This is a genomic window from Tardiphaga sp. 42S5 (assembly GCF_034044155.1).
GTDB classification, from domain to species: domain Bacteria; phylum Pseudomonadota; class Alphaproteobacteria; order Rhizobiales; family Xanthobacteraceae; genus Tardiphaga; species Tardiphaga robiniae.
Genome location: NZ_CP139027.1, coordinates 1,172,013 through 1,187,318, shown reverse-complemented (window position 1 = coordinate 1,187,318; position 15,306 = coordinate 1,172,013). Strand labels below are relative to the sequence as shown.

General features: G+C 61.9%; 14 protein-coding genes. 8 read left to right on the top strand and 6 right to left on the bottom strand.

The features are described 5' to 3' along the window. Window positions 1-31 precede the first annotated feature (31 nt). The 3 genes from SFY93_RS05575 (at window position 32) to SFY93_RS05565 (ending at window position 2,927) form a co-directional block, all read left to right on the top strand. Window positions 32-757: a thermonuclease family protein gene (locus tag SFY93_RS05575; RefSeq protein WP_089266918.1), complete on the top strand. Its 726-nt coding sequence runs from the start codon at window positions 32-34 to the stop codon at window positions 755-757. Between the two features lie 53 nt (window positions 758-810). Beyond that, window positions 811-1,662 carry an LssY C-terminal domain-containing protein gene (locus tag SFY93_RS05570; protein WP_089266719.1) on the top strand — a complete coding sequence of 284 codons (852 nt, stop codon included), beginning with the start codon at window positions 811-813 and terminating at the stop codon, window positions 1,660-1,662. An 86-nt stretch (window positions 1,663-1,748) separates the two neighbouring features. Beyond that, on the top strand, window positions 1,749-2,927 hold the full coding sequence (locus tag SFY93_RS05565; RefSeq protein WP_320446338.1) for a pyridoxal-phosphate-dependent aminotransferase family protein: 1,179 nt from the start codon (window positions 1,749-1,751) through the stop codon (window positions 2,925-2,927). Here the strand turns inward: SFY93_RS05565 and SFY93_RS05560 are convergent. The 4 genes from SFY93_RS05560 to SFY93_RS05545 form a co-directional block, all read right to left on the bottom strand. Beyond that, the gene (locus SFY93_RS05560; RefSeq protein WP_320447702.1) at window positions 2,924-4,189 is read right to left on the bottom strand and encodes an MFS transporter; all 1,266 of its coding nucleotides are present in this window, start codon (window positions 4,187-4,189) and stop codon (window positions 2,924-2,926) included. The genes SFY93_RS05565 and SFY93_RS05560 overlap by 4 nt on opposite strands. 90 nt (window positions 4,190-4,279) lie before the next feature. Continuing rightward, entirely contained in the window at window positions 4,280-4,870 is a 591-nt protein-coding gene (locus SFY93_RS05555) for a PRC-barrel domain-containing protein (RefSeq protein ID WP_320446337.1), read from the bottom strand. A gap of 59 nt (window positions 4,871-4,929) precedes the next feature. After that, window positions 4,930-7,131 carry an amylo-alpha-1,6-glucosidase gene (locus SFY93_RS05550; protein ID WP_320446336.1) on the bottom strand — a complete coding sequence of 734 codons (2,202 nt, stop codon included), beginning with the start codon at window positions 7,129-7,131 and terminating at the stop codon, window positions 4,930-4,932. 75 nt (window positions 7,132-7,206) lie between these two features. Continuing rightward, complete coding sequence (locus tag SFY93_RS05545; protein WP_320446335.1) at window positions 7,207-8,973, bottom strand: ABC transporter ATP-binding protein; 1,767 nt, start codon at window positions 8,971-8,973, stop codon at window positions 7,207-7,209. Between the two features lie 17 nt (window positions 8,974-8,990). Between SFY93_RS05545 and SFY93_RS05540 the strand changes: the two genes are divergently transcribed. From SFY93_RS05540 to SFY93_RS05520, 5 genes are all read left to right on the top strand, one after another. Further along, window positions 8,991-9,275 (top strand): hypothetical protein, encoded by a 285-nt coding sequence (locus SFY93_RS05540; RefSeq protein WP_320446334.1) that lies wholly within the window; start codon window positions 8,991-8,993, stop codon window positions 9,273-9,275. 1 nt (window position 9,276) lies between these two features. Next, a complete protein-coding gene (locus SFY93_RS05535; protein WP_089266708.1) occupies window positions 9,277-10,341 on the top strand; it encodes a glycosyltransferase family 4 protein in 1,065 nt (354 codons plus the stop codon). Window positions 10,342-10,529: 188 nt separating this feature from the next. After that, entirely contained in the window at window positions 10,530-12,113 is a 1,584-nt protein-coding gene (locus SFY93_RS05530) for a Na+/H+ antiporter (protein WP_320446333.1), read from the top strand. Window positions 12,114-12,226: 113 nt separating this feature from the next. Further along, entirely contained in the window at window positions 12,227-12,976 is a 750-nt protein-coding gene (locus SFY93_RS05525; protein WP_093758024.1) for a glucose 1-dehydrogenase, read from the top strand. A 316-nt stretch (window positions 12,977-13,292) separates the two neighbouring features. Beyond that, window positions 13,293-13,472 carry a hypothetical protein gene (locus SFY93_RS05520; RefSeq protein ID WP_320446332.1) on the top strand — a complete coding sequence of 60 codons (180 nt, stop codon included), beginning with the start codon at window positions 13,293-13,295 and terminating at the stop codon, window positions 13,470-13,472. 7 nt (window positions 13,473-13,479) lie between these two features. On the opposite strand, the gene SFY93_RS05515 is transcribed toward SFY93_RS05520, so the two are convergent. Next, a complete protein-coding gene (locus SFY93_RS05515) occupies window positions 13,480-14,850 on the bottom strand; it encodes an FAD-containing oxidoreductase (RefSeq protein ID WP_320446331.1) in 1,371 nt (456 codons plus the stop codon). Beyond that, window positions 14,847-15,305 (bottom strand): DUF4126 family protein, encoded by a 459-nt coding sequence (locus SFY93_RS05510; protein WP_320446330.1) that lies wholly within the window; start codon window positions 15,303-15,305, stop codon window positions 14,847-14,849. The genes SFY93_RS05515 and SFY93_RS05510 overlap by 4 nt, the downstream gene beginning before the upstream one ends. Between the last annotated feature and the right edge of the window lies 1 nt (window position 15,306).

The following is a 15,306-nucleotide window of genomic DNA, read 5'->3' as shown; positions in this document are numbered from 1 at the left end:
CATGATTTTGCAATCAAACGGTTCGATGCGCATGTTCCGCACCTTCTCTCTTTTTATCGCGATGCTTTGCATTCCCGCACTGGCACAGGCCGCCGACGTGACCGGGGTGCCGAAGATTCGCGATGGCGACCAGATGACCATTGGCGCGACCCGCATCCGGCTCGCCGGCATGGACTCGCCCGGCCTCGATCAGTTGTGCCTGAATGCCGCCGGCGAGCGCTGGACCTGCGGCGTCGCGGCCCATGAAGCGCTTGTTGAACATGTCGGCGACAAGAGCTGGACCTGCCACGTGCTACGGACCGATCGCTTCGGTCGCTCGGTCGCCAAATGCGAGGTGGACGGCGAAGACATCAGCCAATGGATGGTGAAGAGCGGCTGGGCGCTTTCCTATGTGCGCTTCTCCCATGCCTATGATGCCGACGAGAAAGCCGCACGTGAGGCCAAGGCCGGACTTTGGGCTGGCGCGTTCTTTGCGCCCTGGGACTGGCGCGTACGCAACAAGAAAACCACCATTCTCGGCTCGATCAAGCCTCCGGAGGATGCCTTGCCGATCCTGCTGGCCTCGGCATCCGGCCACGTGGCGCCGTCGCCGGCCTGCCGGATCAAGGGCAACGTCAACCGGGCCGGCGTCTGCATCTACCACACGCCCGAAAGCCGCTGGTATGCCAAGATCAGCATGCGGATCAGCAAGGGAACACGCTGGTTTTGCTCTAAAGAAGAGGCCGAAGCCGCCGGCTGCCGCGAGACCCGACGATGACATCGTGGCGCTGACGTGGCAGGTTCCCCGCTCAGATTCGATCGAGCGGAACCGTGGCTGACCTGCAGACGGATGTCATTGCGCAAAAACAACGCCGCAGCCGGACATTCCGGGCGGCGCGGCTGACGCTGCTCGCTTTGGTCATCTATGGCGGCATCGCCTATCTGTTGCTCCCGGAACTCTGGACTCATTACGAGCACCAGAAGAGTCTTGCCGGATTGCCGATGACGACGATGACCGCGCAGGGCATCCCGGGCGATCCCATCAATGTCGGGCTGATTGGCGACAAGAAGGACGTGCTGTGCGCGATGCATGCTGCCGGCTGGTATCCGGCCGATCCCGTAACCTTGCGCTCGTCCCTCGAGATTGTCGGCAGCGTCTTGCTCGACCGACCCTATCGCGAAGCACCGGTGAGCCCGCTGGTTTATCTCGGCCGCCGCGAGGATCTCGCTTTCGAGAAGCCGGTCGGCAACAGCGCTGATCATCGCCACCACATCCGGCTCTGGAAGGTCCTCGACAAGGGACAGGAAGATCGCCCGGTCTGGCTCGGCGACGCGACTTTCGATCGCAGCGTCGGGATCAGCAAATACACCGGCGCGATCACGCATCATATCGCTGCCGATATCGACGCGGAGCGCGCGGTGCTCGCGGGCGACCTCGAAAAGGCCGGCATGGTCGAGGCCAAATATCAGGTCACCGGAATCGGCCCAACCGTCGCCGGCCACAATGGCGGCGGCGACCTGTACTACACTGATGGCGAAGTCTGGATCCTGCGGCTGGTGGTGGCCTGCGCCAAACACGACGGCCCTCCCGAGACGATCCCGAGTCCGGCGGCGACCGAGATCAAGGACCAGATCTTCCAGGCCATCGCGAATGTGATCGGGCGTGATGCGCTGACTCACTAAGCGGTCAAATTCAAACCACCTCACACGCGCTTTGATTTCGCGCTGCGCCATGGCACCATGGCCGAAAATACCAACAAGGATTGAAAATGGTCGTTCGTGCAGGTCGTGAATTTCTCGCCATCCCCGGCCCCACCACGATGCCAGACGAAGTATTGCGGGCGATGCATCGTCCGCCGCTGGATATCTACTCCAAGGAAATGGTGCAGCTCACATTCGGGCTGCTGCGCGATATCGGCACGTTGTTCGCCACCAAAGGCAACACCTATATGTATATCGCCAACGGGCACGGTGCCTGGGAAGCGACGCTCACCAATGTGCTGTCGCGCGGCGACAAGATCCTGGTGCTGGAAAGCGGGCGTTTTGCGGTCGGCTGGGGCCATGCGGCACGCGCCATGGGCGTCGACGTGCAGAGCCTGAAGGGCGACTGGAATCGCGCCATTCGTCCTGCCGAGGTTGAAGCAACGTTGCGACAAGACACCAATCACGAGATCAAGGCTGTGCTTGCAGTGCAGATCGACACGGCGTCGGGCGCGTTCAACGACATTGAAGCCATCGGCAAGGCGATCAAGGCCGCCGGCCATCCCGCATTATTCATGGTCGACACCGTGGCTTCGCTCGGCTGCATGCCGTTCGAGATGGATGCATGGGGCATCGATGTCGCCATGTCAGGCTCACAGAAAGGCCTGATGACACCGCCCGGCCTCGGCTATGTCGCCGCGAATGACCGTGCCCGCGAGGTGCACAAGACTGCCAATCTGCGCACACCCTATTGGGACTGGACCGAGCGCGACGGCGACGAGCACTACCGGAAACATTCGGGCACCGCGCCGGTGCACCTGATGTTCGCACAGCGTCAGGCCATCGACATGCTGTTCGACGAAAAGCTCGTCAATGTGTTCCAGCGCCATCGATTGCTGGCGGAAGCCGTCCGCCGCGCCGTTGCCGTATGGGCCGGTGGCGGCGTGCTGAGCTTCAACATCGTCGAGCCGAAAGAACGCGGCAACACGGTCACGACGGTGCGGATGGACAACCCGACGCCGCTGCTCGATTACTGCCGCGATAAATGTGGCGTCATTCTCGGCGTCGGCATCGGCGACCTGCACGGAAAAGCATTCCGCATCGCCCATATGGGCCATGTCAACGCGCCCATGATTCTCGGAACGCTCGGCGTGATCGAGATGGGACTGCAGGCGCTCGGCATTCCGCACGGCAAGGGCGGTGTCACGGCCGCGGTCAACTTCCTCGGCGAGAGCGTAGTGCCCTAAAGTCCGCTCTCAACCTCGCCGTGGTCCCGGCGGGTTTCCGGCATTACCAACCAGATCAGCAACAGACCAAGCCCGGCCACGCAGGCCAAGCCGACAAAGGCAACCGGCGCGCCGAGCTTGTCGGCGACGAAGCCGGCGGTCACTGTGCTAAGCGACGCGCCGATGCCGGTGGCGGTGCCGACAATGCCTTGCGCAAGGCTGAAGCGACCGCTGCCAAAAGCGATGTCGGCGACGATCAGCGGGATCATCACGCTGAACACGGCAGCAGTGACGCCGTCGAAGACCTGCACAGCGACCAGCGCAAACGGGTCGGTGACCACGGCGAATAGCAATCCGCGGATCACGAGCGCGGCGAAGGCGATCAGCAGTAGTGGCCGACGGCCCCATTGCTGCGCCTTTCGGCCGACCGTCGGTGAGGTCGCCGCGACGATGGCCTGCGGGACCACGATGCAGAAGGCGATCAGCGCCGGTGCCCAGTCGGCCGAGCGCGTCGTGACGACGCCCGCCATCAAAGGCAGCATCGCGGCATTGGCAAGCTGCAGCAGCAGCACAGCGCAGGCAAAAATCAACAGCGGCTTCTGCCGCACCAGATCGCGAAAACGGATCGGCTTTTTGCTCTCGGCCTCTTTGGTGCTGGCACCATGGGCCTGCGCAGGGTTGATCTCCTGAGGTCGAATCCGGGACAGCGCATAGAGCACCGGCAGCGCCAGCAAGAAGGTGACGATGAACACCGACCGGCTGGACAGTAGATAACCGCAGGTGCCCATCACGGCGGCGGCGACGCCATTGCCGAGCGAGGCGAAGCGCGCATTGCGCCCCAGCCGTTCGCCGATCCGCAGTGGCCCGACCAGCCCCAGGCTGATAGCGGCGATCGCAGGACCGAGCACACAACTCGCCATCGCATGCAGCGTCGCTGCCGCGACGATGACAGGAAACACCGGCAGCGCCGCGTAGGCTAGCGCACACCCGCCGATCGTTGCGACCGCGACGCCGGCGACCAGCCGCGTCGAGCGCGCCGCATCGATGATCGCGCCACCCGGAATTTGGCCGAGCAGCGCGACGATGCCCCCGATCGACAGCACGAAGCCGATCTCGACCTGGGTCCATTTCTGTGTGGTGAGATAGACCGCGACGAACGGGCCGAATCCTGTCTGCACGTCAGCGAGAAAGAAGATGAACCAGTCGAGCCCGCGCAGGCTCTGCTTCGACGGCTCCGGACTGTGCTGCGGCTCCTGCGGACCCAGCTCGGACTCCGGCGCAATCCCCGGCGCACAGGCGACCTCAGGCACCGCCGCCGCGACATCATCGCGGCGGGAGAGATCAGCTGCGCGTGTGGTCGCGTGAACCGCCAATTAGCGCTCCTGCATGGTGAGAGGCGGAAACCTCAGCGGCGTCAGCGTGCCGGACGCACCGAGCACAACGATGGGCTGATCGTCCTTATATTCCGGCGCGGCACGGACCTGTTCGCGCGTCAGATCCAGCGTGATGCTGGCGGTCTTGTCGGCCACGTTCCAGAAATGCAGCGCCCCCCAATCGACCACGATCTTGCGCGAGCCAACTCCGAGGAATCCGCCGAAGTCGATGACCGCGCCGCGCACCTGCCCCGCGCGATCGACGATCACGTCGGCAATGCGTCCCATATTCTCGCTTGCGGGGCTTCGCACATCGCGGCCGAGAATGCCCTTGGCATCGAAAGCGTCGATCACCGTAACCGATGGCGGCTTGGCGACAGGCGCAGGAGGCGTGGACGCGACCGGGGGTGGCGCTGCCGGCTGCACCGCAGCCGCATCCGGTGCTGGCGGCAGCACGGACGGCTGCGCTTCAGGGGTGGATTTCTCTGACGACGCGGGCGGAGGCACAGGCGCATCCGCCGCCTGGCATACGGCCACGGCGTTCAACGCCAACGCTACAGCCAATCCGGCAACGATGCGAATTGCAGGCATGGAAACTCCCTCACTCACGCGTTTCGCTGATGGGCACGACCCCAGCGCCAGGCGACGCTTCAATGCGTCAATACGATCGATACCTGGATCTGACCGCGGGTTCGCAGCACTTCCAGCGACACATCGTTCTCGTGTTTGCGCAGGCAGAGATCGACGCTGGATTCGCCGAGCCGAAGATCACGCAAAATGACGTATTGCAGGAAAGCGGGCATCCGCGGATTGCGGAAACGAATCTCGCCGCGCGCGACATCGAATTCGATTCCTAGTGCTGCCTCGAGCAGAGTATACGGCGTTGCGCTGGCCCAGGCCTGCGGCGCGCAGGCCACCGGATACAAGGTCGGGCCGCGGCGTTTTTCGCGCTGGAAGCCGCAGAACAATTCCGGCAATCGTCGCAGGTCCATATAGGCCGCGGTGTCGAACAGGCCCTTGAAGACAGCCTCGACCGAATGCTTCAGGCCATAGCGCGCCAGACCGAGTGTGATCAGCGCATTGTCGTGCGGCCAGATCGAGCCGTCATGATAGGACATGGGATTGTAGCGCGCCTCGCCGCGCGCAATGGTGCGAATGCCCCAGCCGGTGAAGAAATGCGGACGCATCAGGTCGGCGGCGACCATGCGCGCACGGTCTTCACGGACGATGCCTGTAAACAGCAACTGTCCTGCATTGGAGGCACGAACCGCGCAAGGCATCTTCTTGCCGTCGAGCGCAAGCGCATAAGTGCCGAGTTCCTCGCACCAGAATGCTTCCTCGAACCGCGCAGCAAGTTGCTCCGCTTCGGCCTCGAGCTGCCGGGCCTTGTCGGGCAGGCCTATGCGCAATGCGAGACGCGACGCGAGATGTTTGGCGGCGAAGACATAGCCCTGCACCTCCGCCAGTGCGATATTGCCCTCAGCGAGCTTTCCATCGGCATGGAAGATGGCGTCATACGAATCTTTCCAGCCCTGGTTCTGCAGTCCCTGTTCAGTGGCGCGCTGATATTCGACGAAGCCATCCTTGTCGGGGTCGCCGGGACCATCGATCCATCCGAGGGCCGCCTCAACGGCCGGCCACAGCTCGCGCAGGGTTTCGTCATCGCCGGTGCGCTCGACATACATCCCCGCGAGCATCACAAAGAGCGGCGTGGAGTCGACGCTGCCGTAATATTGCGCGAACGGAACCTCACGCAGGGCAGCCATCTCGCCGCCGCGCATTTCGTGCAGGATCTTGCCGGGCTCGGCATCCGCAAGCGGATCGACCGATTTCGCCTGAAATGCCGCAAGCCGTTTCAGCACGCCGCGCGCCACGCGCGGATCGATCCACAACAGTTGCAACGCCGTGATCAGGCCATCGCGACCGAATGTCGTCGAATACCAGGGAATACCGGCATAGGGATATCGCCCCTGCGGCGTATTCGTCATCAGGATACTGAGATCGGCCATCGCCTGGCAGAGCACCTCGTTGAAAATATCATTCGAAGTCTCGACCGTCGCCGCACCCTTGCTGAAATTGCGCATCTCGCGGCGATGCGCGAGCAGCCCACGAAAGAACGGCACAGGCTTGTGGCCGACCTCGGCATTGCAACTGGCGGCAACGAACAGCGACGTCGTTTGCTGCGGCTTCAGCTCGAAGTGGTAGGTCGCGGTGTTGGCTGCCAGCCGCGTCGGGCGCGGATCGAAATGCACCATCGTGCTGAGCGATCTACCGTCGAGGCCGATATATTCCAGCGCAACGTCACTCGGTCCGACCAGGCGACTCGTGGCGATGCCGCGATGCTTGCGTTTTTCGCCGCGCACCTCGAACAAATCGGCAAAGTCATTGTCGAATGACAGCGTCAGATCAAAACTGGCGCGGTGTTCGCCGTGATTTTGCAGGCCGATCCGCTGATAGGCCGCACCACGCCACAGGAAGAACGTGCGTACGATGTGCAGCATATCTTTTTGCAGCACGAGGCGGCCGTTGCGATAGATATCCGGATTGGTCAGATCGACGGTCAGCGACGAGTTGTCGTCGCGCAGATTCGAGCCGAGCAACAGCGGCTGAACGTCGTTCAGCGCCAGTTCCAGCCGCGCGAGATAGCGCGTATCGGCATTGAACAGGCCATCCGGCCCACCCGCGGACGCGCCAATGTCACCATGGCTGTCGAGCACCACGAACGTATCGTCGTGCTTGAGCGCACGCCGCGGGCGCGACGCAGGACCCGTCATCGGAATGTAGAACGGCGACTCGACTGCCTTCTGGTCAGCGATGGCGTTCAACGTGGCAGCAGCGGCTTCAACAGGCATGAAAGACCTCGGCCGGTTGTAAGGTGAAGACAGGCACGAAGATAAACGCAGCGCCTGGAGAGGATAACTGAGTCGTCAGGCTGCGTGCTGCGCGAGACGGCTCATTTCCTGTGTGACGAGTTCCCGATACGGCCCCTCGCCCTGCATCAGATGATCAGGTTTACCGTCCTCAATGATCTTGCCGCTCTGCAGCATGACCACACGATCGAAATTGCGCAGCGTCGCGAGGCGATGCGCGATCGCGATCACCGTACGACCACGCATCAGACGCGCCAGCGCCTCACGGATCGCCTCCTCCGATTCACTGTCGAGGGCCGCCGTTGCCTCATCCAGCAGCAGAATGGGCGCGTCCTTCAGGAAGGCGCGTGCAATGGCGATGCGCTGGCGCTGCCCGCCGGACAGTTTGACGCCGCGGTCCCCGACCATGGTGTGAAGACCTTCCGGCAGCGTCTCGACGAAATCGCAGCGCGCCGAAATGGCCGCACGCAGTACCTCTTCATCCGTCGCCTCGGGACGTCCGTAACGGATGTTCTCCATGATGGAGCGATGGAACAATGAGATGTCCTGCGGTACCACGGAGATTGCGTGACGCAGGCTGTGCTGGGTCACGCGTGAAATATCCTGACCGTCGATGGTGATGCTGCCGTCCTGCACGTCGTAGAAGCGCTGCAGCAATACAAACAGGCTCGATTTCCCGCCGCCGGACTGGCCGACAAGGCCAACGCGCTGCCCGGCATTGAGCCGCAACGTGAACTTGTCGAACACCTGCAGACCGCCAGGATAACGGAACGAGATATTGTTGAAGGCGATCGCTGCACCTGACTTCACCAGCGGCTCAGCCTCGGGATGGTCGCTGAGCTCATGCGGCACCAGCAATGTGGACAGCGCCTCGGACAAGCGCGCAACATGTTGCGTGACATCCACGAGCGCCACCGCAAGATCTCGCGTCGCATGCAGAATCGAGAGACCGAGCGTACAGATCAGAACGACGTCGCCGGTGCTGGCACCGCCGCGTTGCCACAGCATGATCGCCCAGGCGAGTAGCCCGATCGTGAGCGCGACCGTGATGGCCGCATGCGTCAGGCGCAGACGCTCAAGATAGCGCAGGCTGCGACCACGGGCGTTCAGCTCGCGATCCACCGTTTCATCGAAGCGGTCATGTTCGAAGCTCAATCCGCAGAATGCGCGGACCAGCGGCATATTGTTGATGACATCGACCATTTCGCCATCGACGGCGGCCGCTTTGCTGGCGAAGTCGTCATGCAGTTTCTTGCCGGCCGCGGCCATCTTGAACATCATCACGACAACCGCGCCCGCCACCACTGTCAGTCCCGCCGCCATCGGCAGGCTGACGGTTCCAATCAGCAGGATCGCCGCGAATGTCGCGACGCAGGGCGGCAACACGTTCCAGACAAACATGTTTTCGACCGTGAAGACCGCGTTGGATGTTGCCGTGATACGGCTGGTCAGCATGCCGGGCAGCCGATCCGAGAAGTAGCTCGGTGCGTGTCCGGTCAGATGGCGAAAGATATCGCGCCTGAGATCGCCGGTGACACCAACGAATGTGTAGCTCGCGGTCCAGCTGGCCACACGCCACAGGAACATGTCTGCCGTGATCAGCGAGATCAGAACGCCAAATGCGATCCAGACGGTATTACCGGCTCCCGAAGGTCCAGATGAGAGGCCATCGACTAAAAATTTAATTCCGTACTGCGTGCCCACCGAACAGGCGACGGCTGCAAGCACGGATATCAGGATGATCAGATGCGATGCAGAACGCATCCTGATGTAGCGCATCACGAAAGCAAAAGGGCGATACGCATATCCGGAAAGACTGTCCATGTGATTGTCAAAACCCGTTGAATAAGAACAAGAATCTCGACGGACAGCGTCCCCGCCCGCTGATGGAGATGATGCCATCCCGAATTTCCCACGCTCTCGCCATCTCGGCGCAACATTCGGGCAGCATTAACACTCCGGAAACCGTGGTTGAACGTGATGGCATCAGCAAGACCACAGTGTGGACGAACTACGCAGATCACATAGGAACCTCGCAGATGCGAGAACGTTCCAGCTTCAGGCATATCGGTACCGACACGTCGTCGCTGAAGTTGTTCATCACTTCCAACATGGGAGATATGTAAAATGCGCATCGCGCAAGTTGCTCCGCTGACAGAAGCCGTTCCGCCGAAGCTCTATGGAGGCACGGAACGCGTCGTCCACTGGTTGACCGAAGAGCTGGTGGCGCAGGGGCATGATGTTACGCTGTTCGCCAGCGGCGACTCTCAAACGTCAGGCAAGCTCGATGCCGGATGGCCGAAGGCGCTGCGGCTCGACGGCTCTGTCCGCGATCCCAACGCCCTCCATATGGAAATGCTTGAGCGCGTAAGGCAAAAATGTGACGACGACGAATTCGACGTTCTGCATTTCCATCTCGATTACTATCCGTTTTCGCTGTTCTCCCGCCAACCCACGCCGTTTCTCACAACGCTGCACGGCCGTCTGGATCTGCCGGAACATCAGCCGACCTTCACGACTTTCTCCAAGATTCCCGTTGTTTCGATTTCGAACGCGCAGCGGCGCCCGGTACCGCAGGCGAATTTCGTGCGCACGATCTATCACGGCCTTCCCGAGAAATTGCTGACGCCGCAACCGATCACGCCGAGCTACCTCGCCGTGCTCGGGCGTATTGCGCCCGAGAAGGGCGTCGACCGCGCGATAAAGATCGCCATCCGCGCCGGCATCCCGCTGAAAATCGCGGCCAAGATCGACCGCGCGGATGAGGACTATTACGAGCAGGTCGTTCGCCCACTGATGGATCATCCGCTGGTCGAATATATCGGGGAGATCAGCGACCGGGAGAAGCCGGAATTCCTCAGCGGCGCCTATGGTCTGTTGCTGCCGATCGACTGGCCCGAGCCGTTTGGCCTGGTGATGATCGAATCCATGGCCTGCGGCACGCCGGTCATTGCCTATAACCGCGGCTCGGTGCCGGAGATCATCGACGAGGCCCTCACCGGCTTCATCGTCGAGGACGAGACCAGTGCAGTTGCCGCGGTGGGTCGTCTCGCCGGCATGGACCGTACAGCGATCCGCAAGCAGTTCGAAACCCGCTTCACCGCCCGGCGCATGGCTCTCGATTATGTGGCCACCTATCGCAGCATGATGGAGCATAGGGTGTCGCTGCGACTGGTCAGCAGCGCAGAGTAGTCTGAAGCGCATAATTAAGGCATCGAAGGGCGGCCCGTCGGGGCGCCCTTTTTGGTGCTGGCCTGCTGCCAAATCACTGGCCCGCTGTACAGCCCGTGCGACATTTGCAAGATAGATGACAGACATCAGATCACGGCATTGGCCCGAATCGACGTCCGACCGTTTTTCTCGCATCTCGACAGGCCCTCATGACCGCCGTTTCCCGCTTCGAAATCATCCTGCTGCTGATGGCTGTCATCGTTTTGCTCGACATGATCGCGCGGCGTTTTCAGCTCCCGCGCGCGGCTGCACTGATCCTCGGCGGCATCGGCTTCGCGCTGATCCCGGGCACCCCGGATGTCGAGATCGACCCCGAGCTGGTGCTCGTGCTGTTTCTGCCGCCACTGCTGATGTCGAGTGCCTGGTTCACCTCGTGGCGGGATTTCCGCGCCGATCTGCGCATCATATTGCAGCTCGCCGTTGGCGCCGTCTTCTTCACCACCCTCGTGGTCGGCGTGGTTGCGCATCTGGTGATGCCGTCGCTGCCCTGGGCTGCCTGTTTTGCGCTCGGCGCCATCGTCTCGCCGCCAGATTCGGTAGCGGCCAAGGCCGTGCTGCAGAGCGTACCGCTCCCGCCGCGCATCATCGTGCTGCTGGAGGGCGAGAGCCTCGTCAACGACGCATCGGGCCTGGTGCTGCTGCGCTTCGCCATCGCGGCAGCGCTGACCGGCTCGTTCAGCGCCACTGCGGCCACCGTGAGTTTCTTCTCGGTTGCGATCGGCGGCCTGCTTGTTGGCATCGCATTCGCCTTCGCCGCCATTCTGGTAATCAAGCGCATCAAGGACATCGACCTCGCCATTGCATGGACCTTCCTGGTCGCCTGGATCTCCTATATCGCAGCGGAAAAGCTGCACGTCTCCGGCGTGCTGTCCACAGTCGCCTGCGGCATGATCCTCGGCTGGAAGCAACACGAGTTCTTCGGCGCTGCGACGCGCACCCGCGCCACCGCAGCGTGGAGCGTCGTCGTGTTCGTGCTGGAATCCCTGGTGTTTATCCTGATTGGCCTGTCGCTGCGCGGCGTGCTGTATCGCCTCGGCGGCTATGACGCGCTGGTGGCGCTGTTGCCGGCAACAGGCGCAATCATCGCCGCGGTGATCCTGGCCCGCTTCGTCTGGATGTTTCCCGGCACCTATCTGCCGCGCATGCTGATGCCGAAGCTGCGCGCCCGCGACCCCGCTCCGCCATGGACGGTGCCGTTCATCATGAGCTGGGCCGGCTTGCGCGGTGTGGTGAGCCTCGCTGCCGCATTATCATTGCCGGAGGAATTTCCCGGCCGTGACGTCATCCTGGCAATCACCTTCGCAGTGATCCTGGTGACTGTTCTTGTCCAAGGCTCGACGCTGGCACCGATCGTGCGCCGTCTGATCAAAACCGACAATGTCCGCACACCGCATCACTCCAAACTCAGCGAGGCGCAGGCGCGCGCGCGGGTTGCAACCGCGCAATTTTCTGCCATCGAAAAGGCGTCGCGCAATGATGACGGCACACATCGCCATCCGCGCCTGTTCGAGCAATACACCTATCGCAAGGGTGCAGCAGCGCGCTATGCCGAAGAGGCTGAGGCACTATCGCCCCACCGCATCGACCATTACACGACGGTGCTGGCCGCCATCGAAGCCGGCCGTGCAGAGCTTCTGAAGATGCACCGTGAGGGCGAAATCCACGACAGTGTGCTGCATGCGATCGAGGAAGGGCTCGATCTCGAAGAAGTCAACGCAAGACGTTTTCTGTAAAGGCCACGCTTCCTTTAGCAGCCATTCGCCGTGGCGCCTTCACAGCCGCCACCATCGGCTCTAACCTTGATCGTCAAGCGCCAGACAAGGCGCAAAATCCGGGAGAAAACAACATGCGACTTCAAGGCCTATCCACTATCGTCACCGGCGGCGCATCGGGTTTCGGTGCCGAGATCGCACGGTCTTACGCGCGCGAAGGCGCCAAGGTCGTCATCCTCGATCTGAATGCCGATGGCGCGAAGAAGGTTGCGGCCGAGATTGGCGACAGCGCAATCGCCCTCGGCGGCAGCGTCACCAGCAAGGCCGATGTTGATGCCTCGGTGAAGCTCGCGGTCGAGAAATTCGGCAAGCTCGACGTCGTCGTCAACAATGCCGGCTGGACCTTTCGCAACAAGCCCTTGCTCGAAGTGACCGAAGAAGAATTCGACAAGGCATTCGACATCAATGTGAAATCGATCTTCCTGATGACCAATGCCTGCGTGCCCGTGATGAAGAAGCAGAAGAGCGGTCGCATCATCAATATCGGCTCGACAGCCGGCGTCCGGCCGCGTCCGGGCCTGACCTGGTACAATGCCACCAAGGGCGCGGTGAACCTGATGTCGAAATCGATGGCCGTGGAACTGGCGCCCGATGGCATCCGCGTCAATTGCATCGCGCCGGTGATCGGCGAAACCGCGCTGCTGGAATCCTTCATGGGCGTGCCGGATACGCCGGAGAACCGCGCTAAATTCATCGGGACGATCCCGCTCGGCCGCATGTCGCGCCCCTCGGATATCGCCAATGCCTGCGTTTATCTGGCGGGCGAGGAATCCGAGTTCCTCACCGGCGTGATCCTGCCAGTCGATGGCGGGCGGACGATTTAGGCTTACCCTTGTCATTCCGGAGCGCGGCCGCCTCTTGCCGGACGTGAACCCGGAATCCCGGCATGGTTTCAATCTCGAATCGACTCACACTGCGAGATTCCGGGTTCGCGCGCGCAAGAATGCGCCCACGCCCCGGAATGACGAACTGGGAAATTCATAAACCATCGAATCCGGTCAGATTCGATTCACCACGCGCGTTAAGCAGTTCACCGGCCATTCATGCGATGGTCGCGTCATGATCGAGGGACACACCTCGGCAGGGAAGGCGTCAGGGTCAGGCCGGTCAACGGTCTGACCCCTCTCTTTAGGGATCGTCATGGCAGCAAAGAAGAAAACGGCCCCACGCAAAAAAGCCAGTGCATCGGACCCAGTTCATCCGATTTCTGCAGTCGCGACCGTTGCAGTCCGCAGCCTTATCAATATGGCGATTGTGTCCGCATCTTGCGCAACCACGTTGTTGACGCTGATGGCCGTGCTCAAGTTCCAGACCGCCTGAGCGGCGATCACTTCATCTCGTTGAGCAGCGTCGGGATCAGTTCCGACACGGTCGGATGGATTGGCACCGTCCATTGCAACTGGGTGTAATCGGCACCGGCATTCATGATGTCGAGGATGCCGTGAATCGCCTCGTCACCTCCGGTGCCGAGGATGGCGGCTCCCAGAATCTTCTTCGTTTCAGCATCGACCACGACCTGCATCATGCCCGCGGTTTCGCCCTTCTCGACGGCGCGGCCCACATGGGTCATCGGCCGGTTGCCGATCAGCAATTTCTTTCCTGTGGCCTTTGCCTGAGTCAGCGTCATGCCGACGCGGCCAAGCGGCGGATCGATGAAAAGCGCATAGCCGGGAAGCCTATCGCTGACGCGGCGGCTTGCGCCATCGAGCAAGTTGGCGGCAATGATCTCGAAGTCGTTGTAAGCCGTATGCGTGAAAGCCCCGCGACCGTTGCAATCGCCCATCGCAAAAATGCCGGGTACATTGGTGACGAGACTGTCATCGACCTTGATATAGCCCCGCGCGTCCACACCGACGCCGGCCTTGTCGAGACCGAGATCATCGGTGTTCGGCCGTCGCCCGACAGCGAGCAGCACATCGCTGCCGACGATTTCCGGCGCACCTTCGGTGCAATCGACGCCGACCGCCACGCCATCGGGGTGCGGCTTGAAGGTGATGCATTCGGCATTGGTGCGGATATGGATGCCTTCGGCAAGCAGGATATCGCGGATCGCTTCGGAGATCTCGGCATCCTCACGCGAGACCAGATGCGCGCCCTTCTCGACCACCGTCACGTCGGCGCCGAAGCGGCGATACATCTGCGCGAATTCAAGCCCGATATAGCTGCCACCGACCACCACCAGATGTTTCGGCACGCGATCGAGCTGCAGGATTCCTGTATTAGTCAGATAATTGACACCGTTGATGCCCGGCATATCCGGCACGACAGCCCGCCCACCGACATTCAGGAAGATCTTCGGTGCCGTCAGCAACTCATCGCCGACGCGGATCGTATCGGCAGATTCGAAGCGTGCATGGCCATTGATGACCGTGCATTTGTCCATACCGCGCAGCCAGCCTTCGACGCCGTTTCGCGAATCATGGATCACCTTGTCCGCCCGCGCCTTCACACGCGCCATGTCGATCCGAACAGGCGCATCGATCATGACGCCATAGTCGGCACCGCGGCGCGCAAGATGCGCGGCATAAGCGCTGGCAACCAGCGTCTTGGTCGGTTTGCAGCCGGTATTGACGCAGGTGCCACCGAATAGATGGCGCTCGATGATCGCGACTGACATGCCCGCGGATGTGAGCCGACCCGCGAGTGAAGGTCCGGCCTGCCCCGCCCCGATGATGATGGCGTCGAACGACCGGGTCATTTCAACGCCAGCACGAGCAGCACCGCGCCAATGATGGCGACGGCATCCTCGATCAGAGCAGCCGGCCGGTCCTGGCCAAAGCTGGCAGCAAGCTTGCCGCGTATACTCGCACCGCCGAGCGTGCCGATGACCGCACCGACGATGCCGGCCAGTGCGCCGAACATCCAGTTGGCCGGCCCGGCAATGGCGACACCCGCGGTGGCACCGATCACCACACGGGTACCAAATTGCACGGGAATTTTGCGGCTCGGCGTAGTCGGCAATTGATCGGTGACGAGTTCACCAAGCGCCAGGGCCGTGAAAATCGCGACGGCCCAGATCGAACCGAGAAAAGACAGCCAGGTGCCGGATACGTTCACAATGCCGAGATACGCGGCCCAGCTCACCGCCGCCGCTCCGGTCATGGCCCGCAGGCCCGTGACCACACCCAACAGCAAGCCTATCACATAGATCATC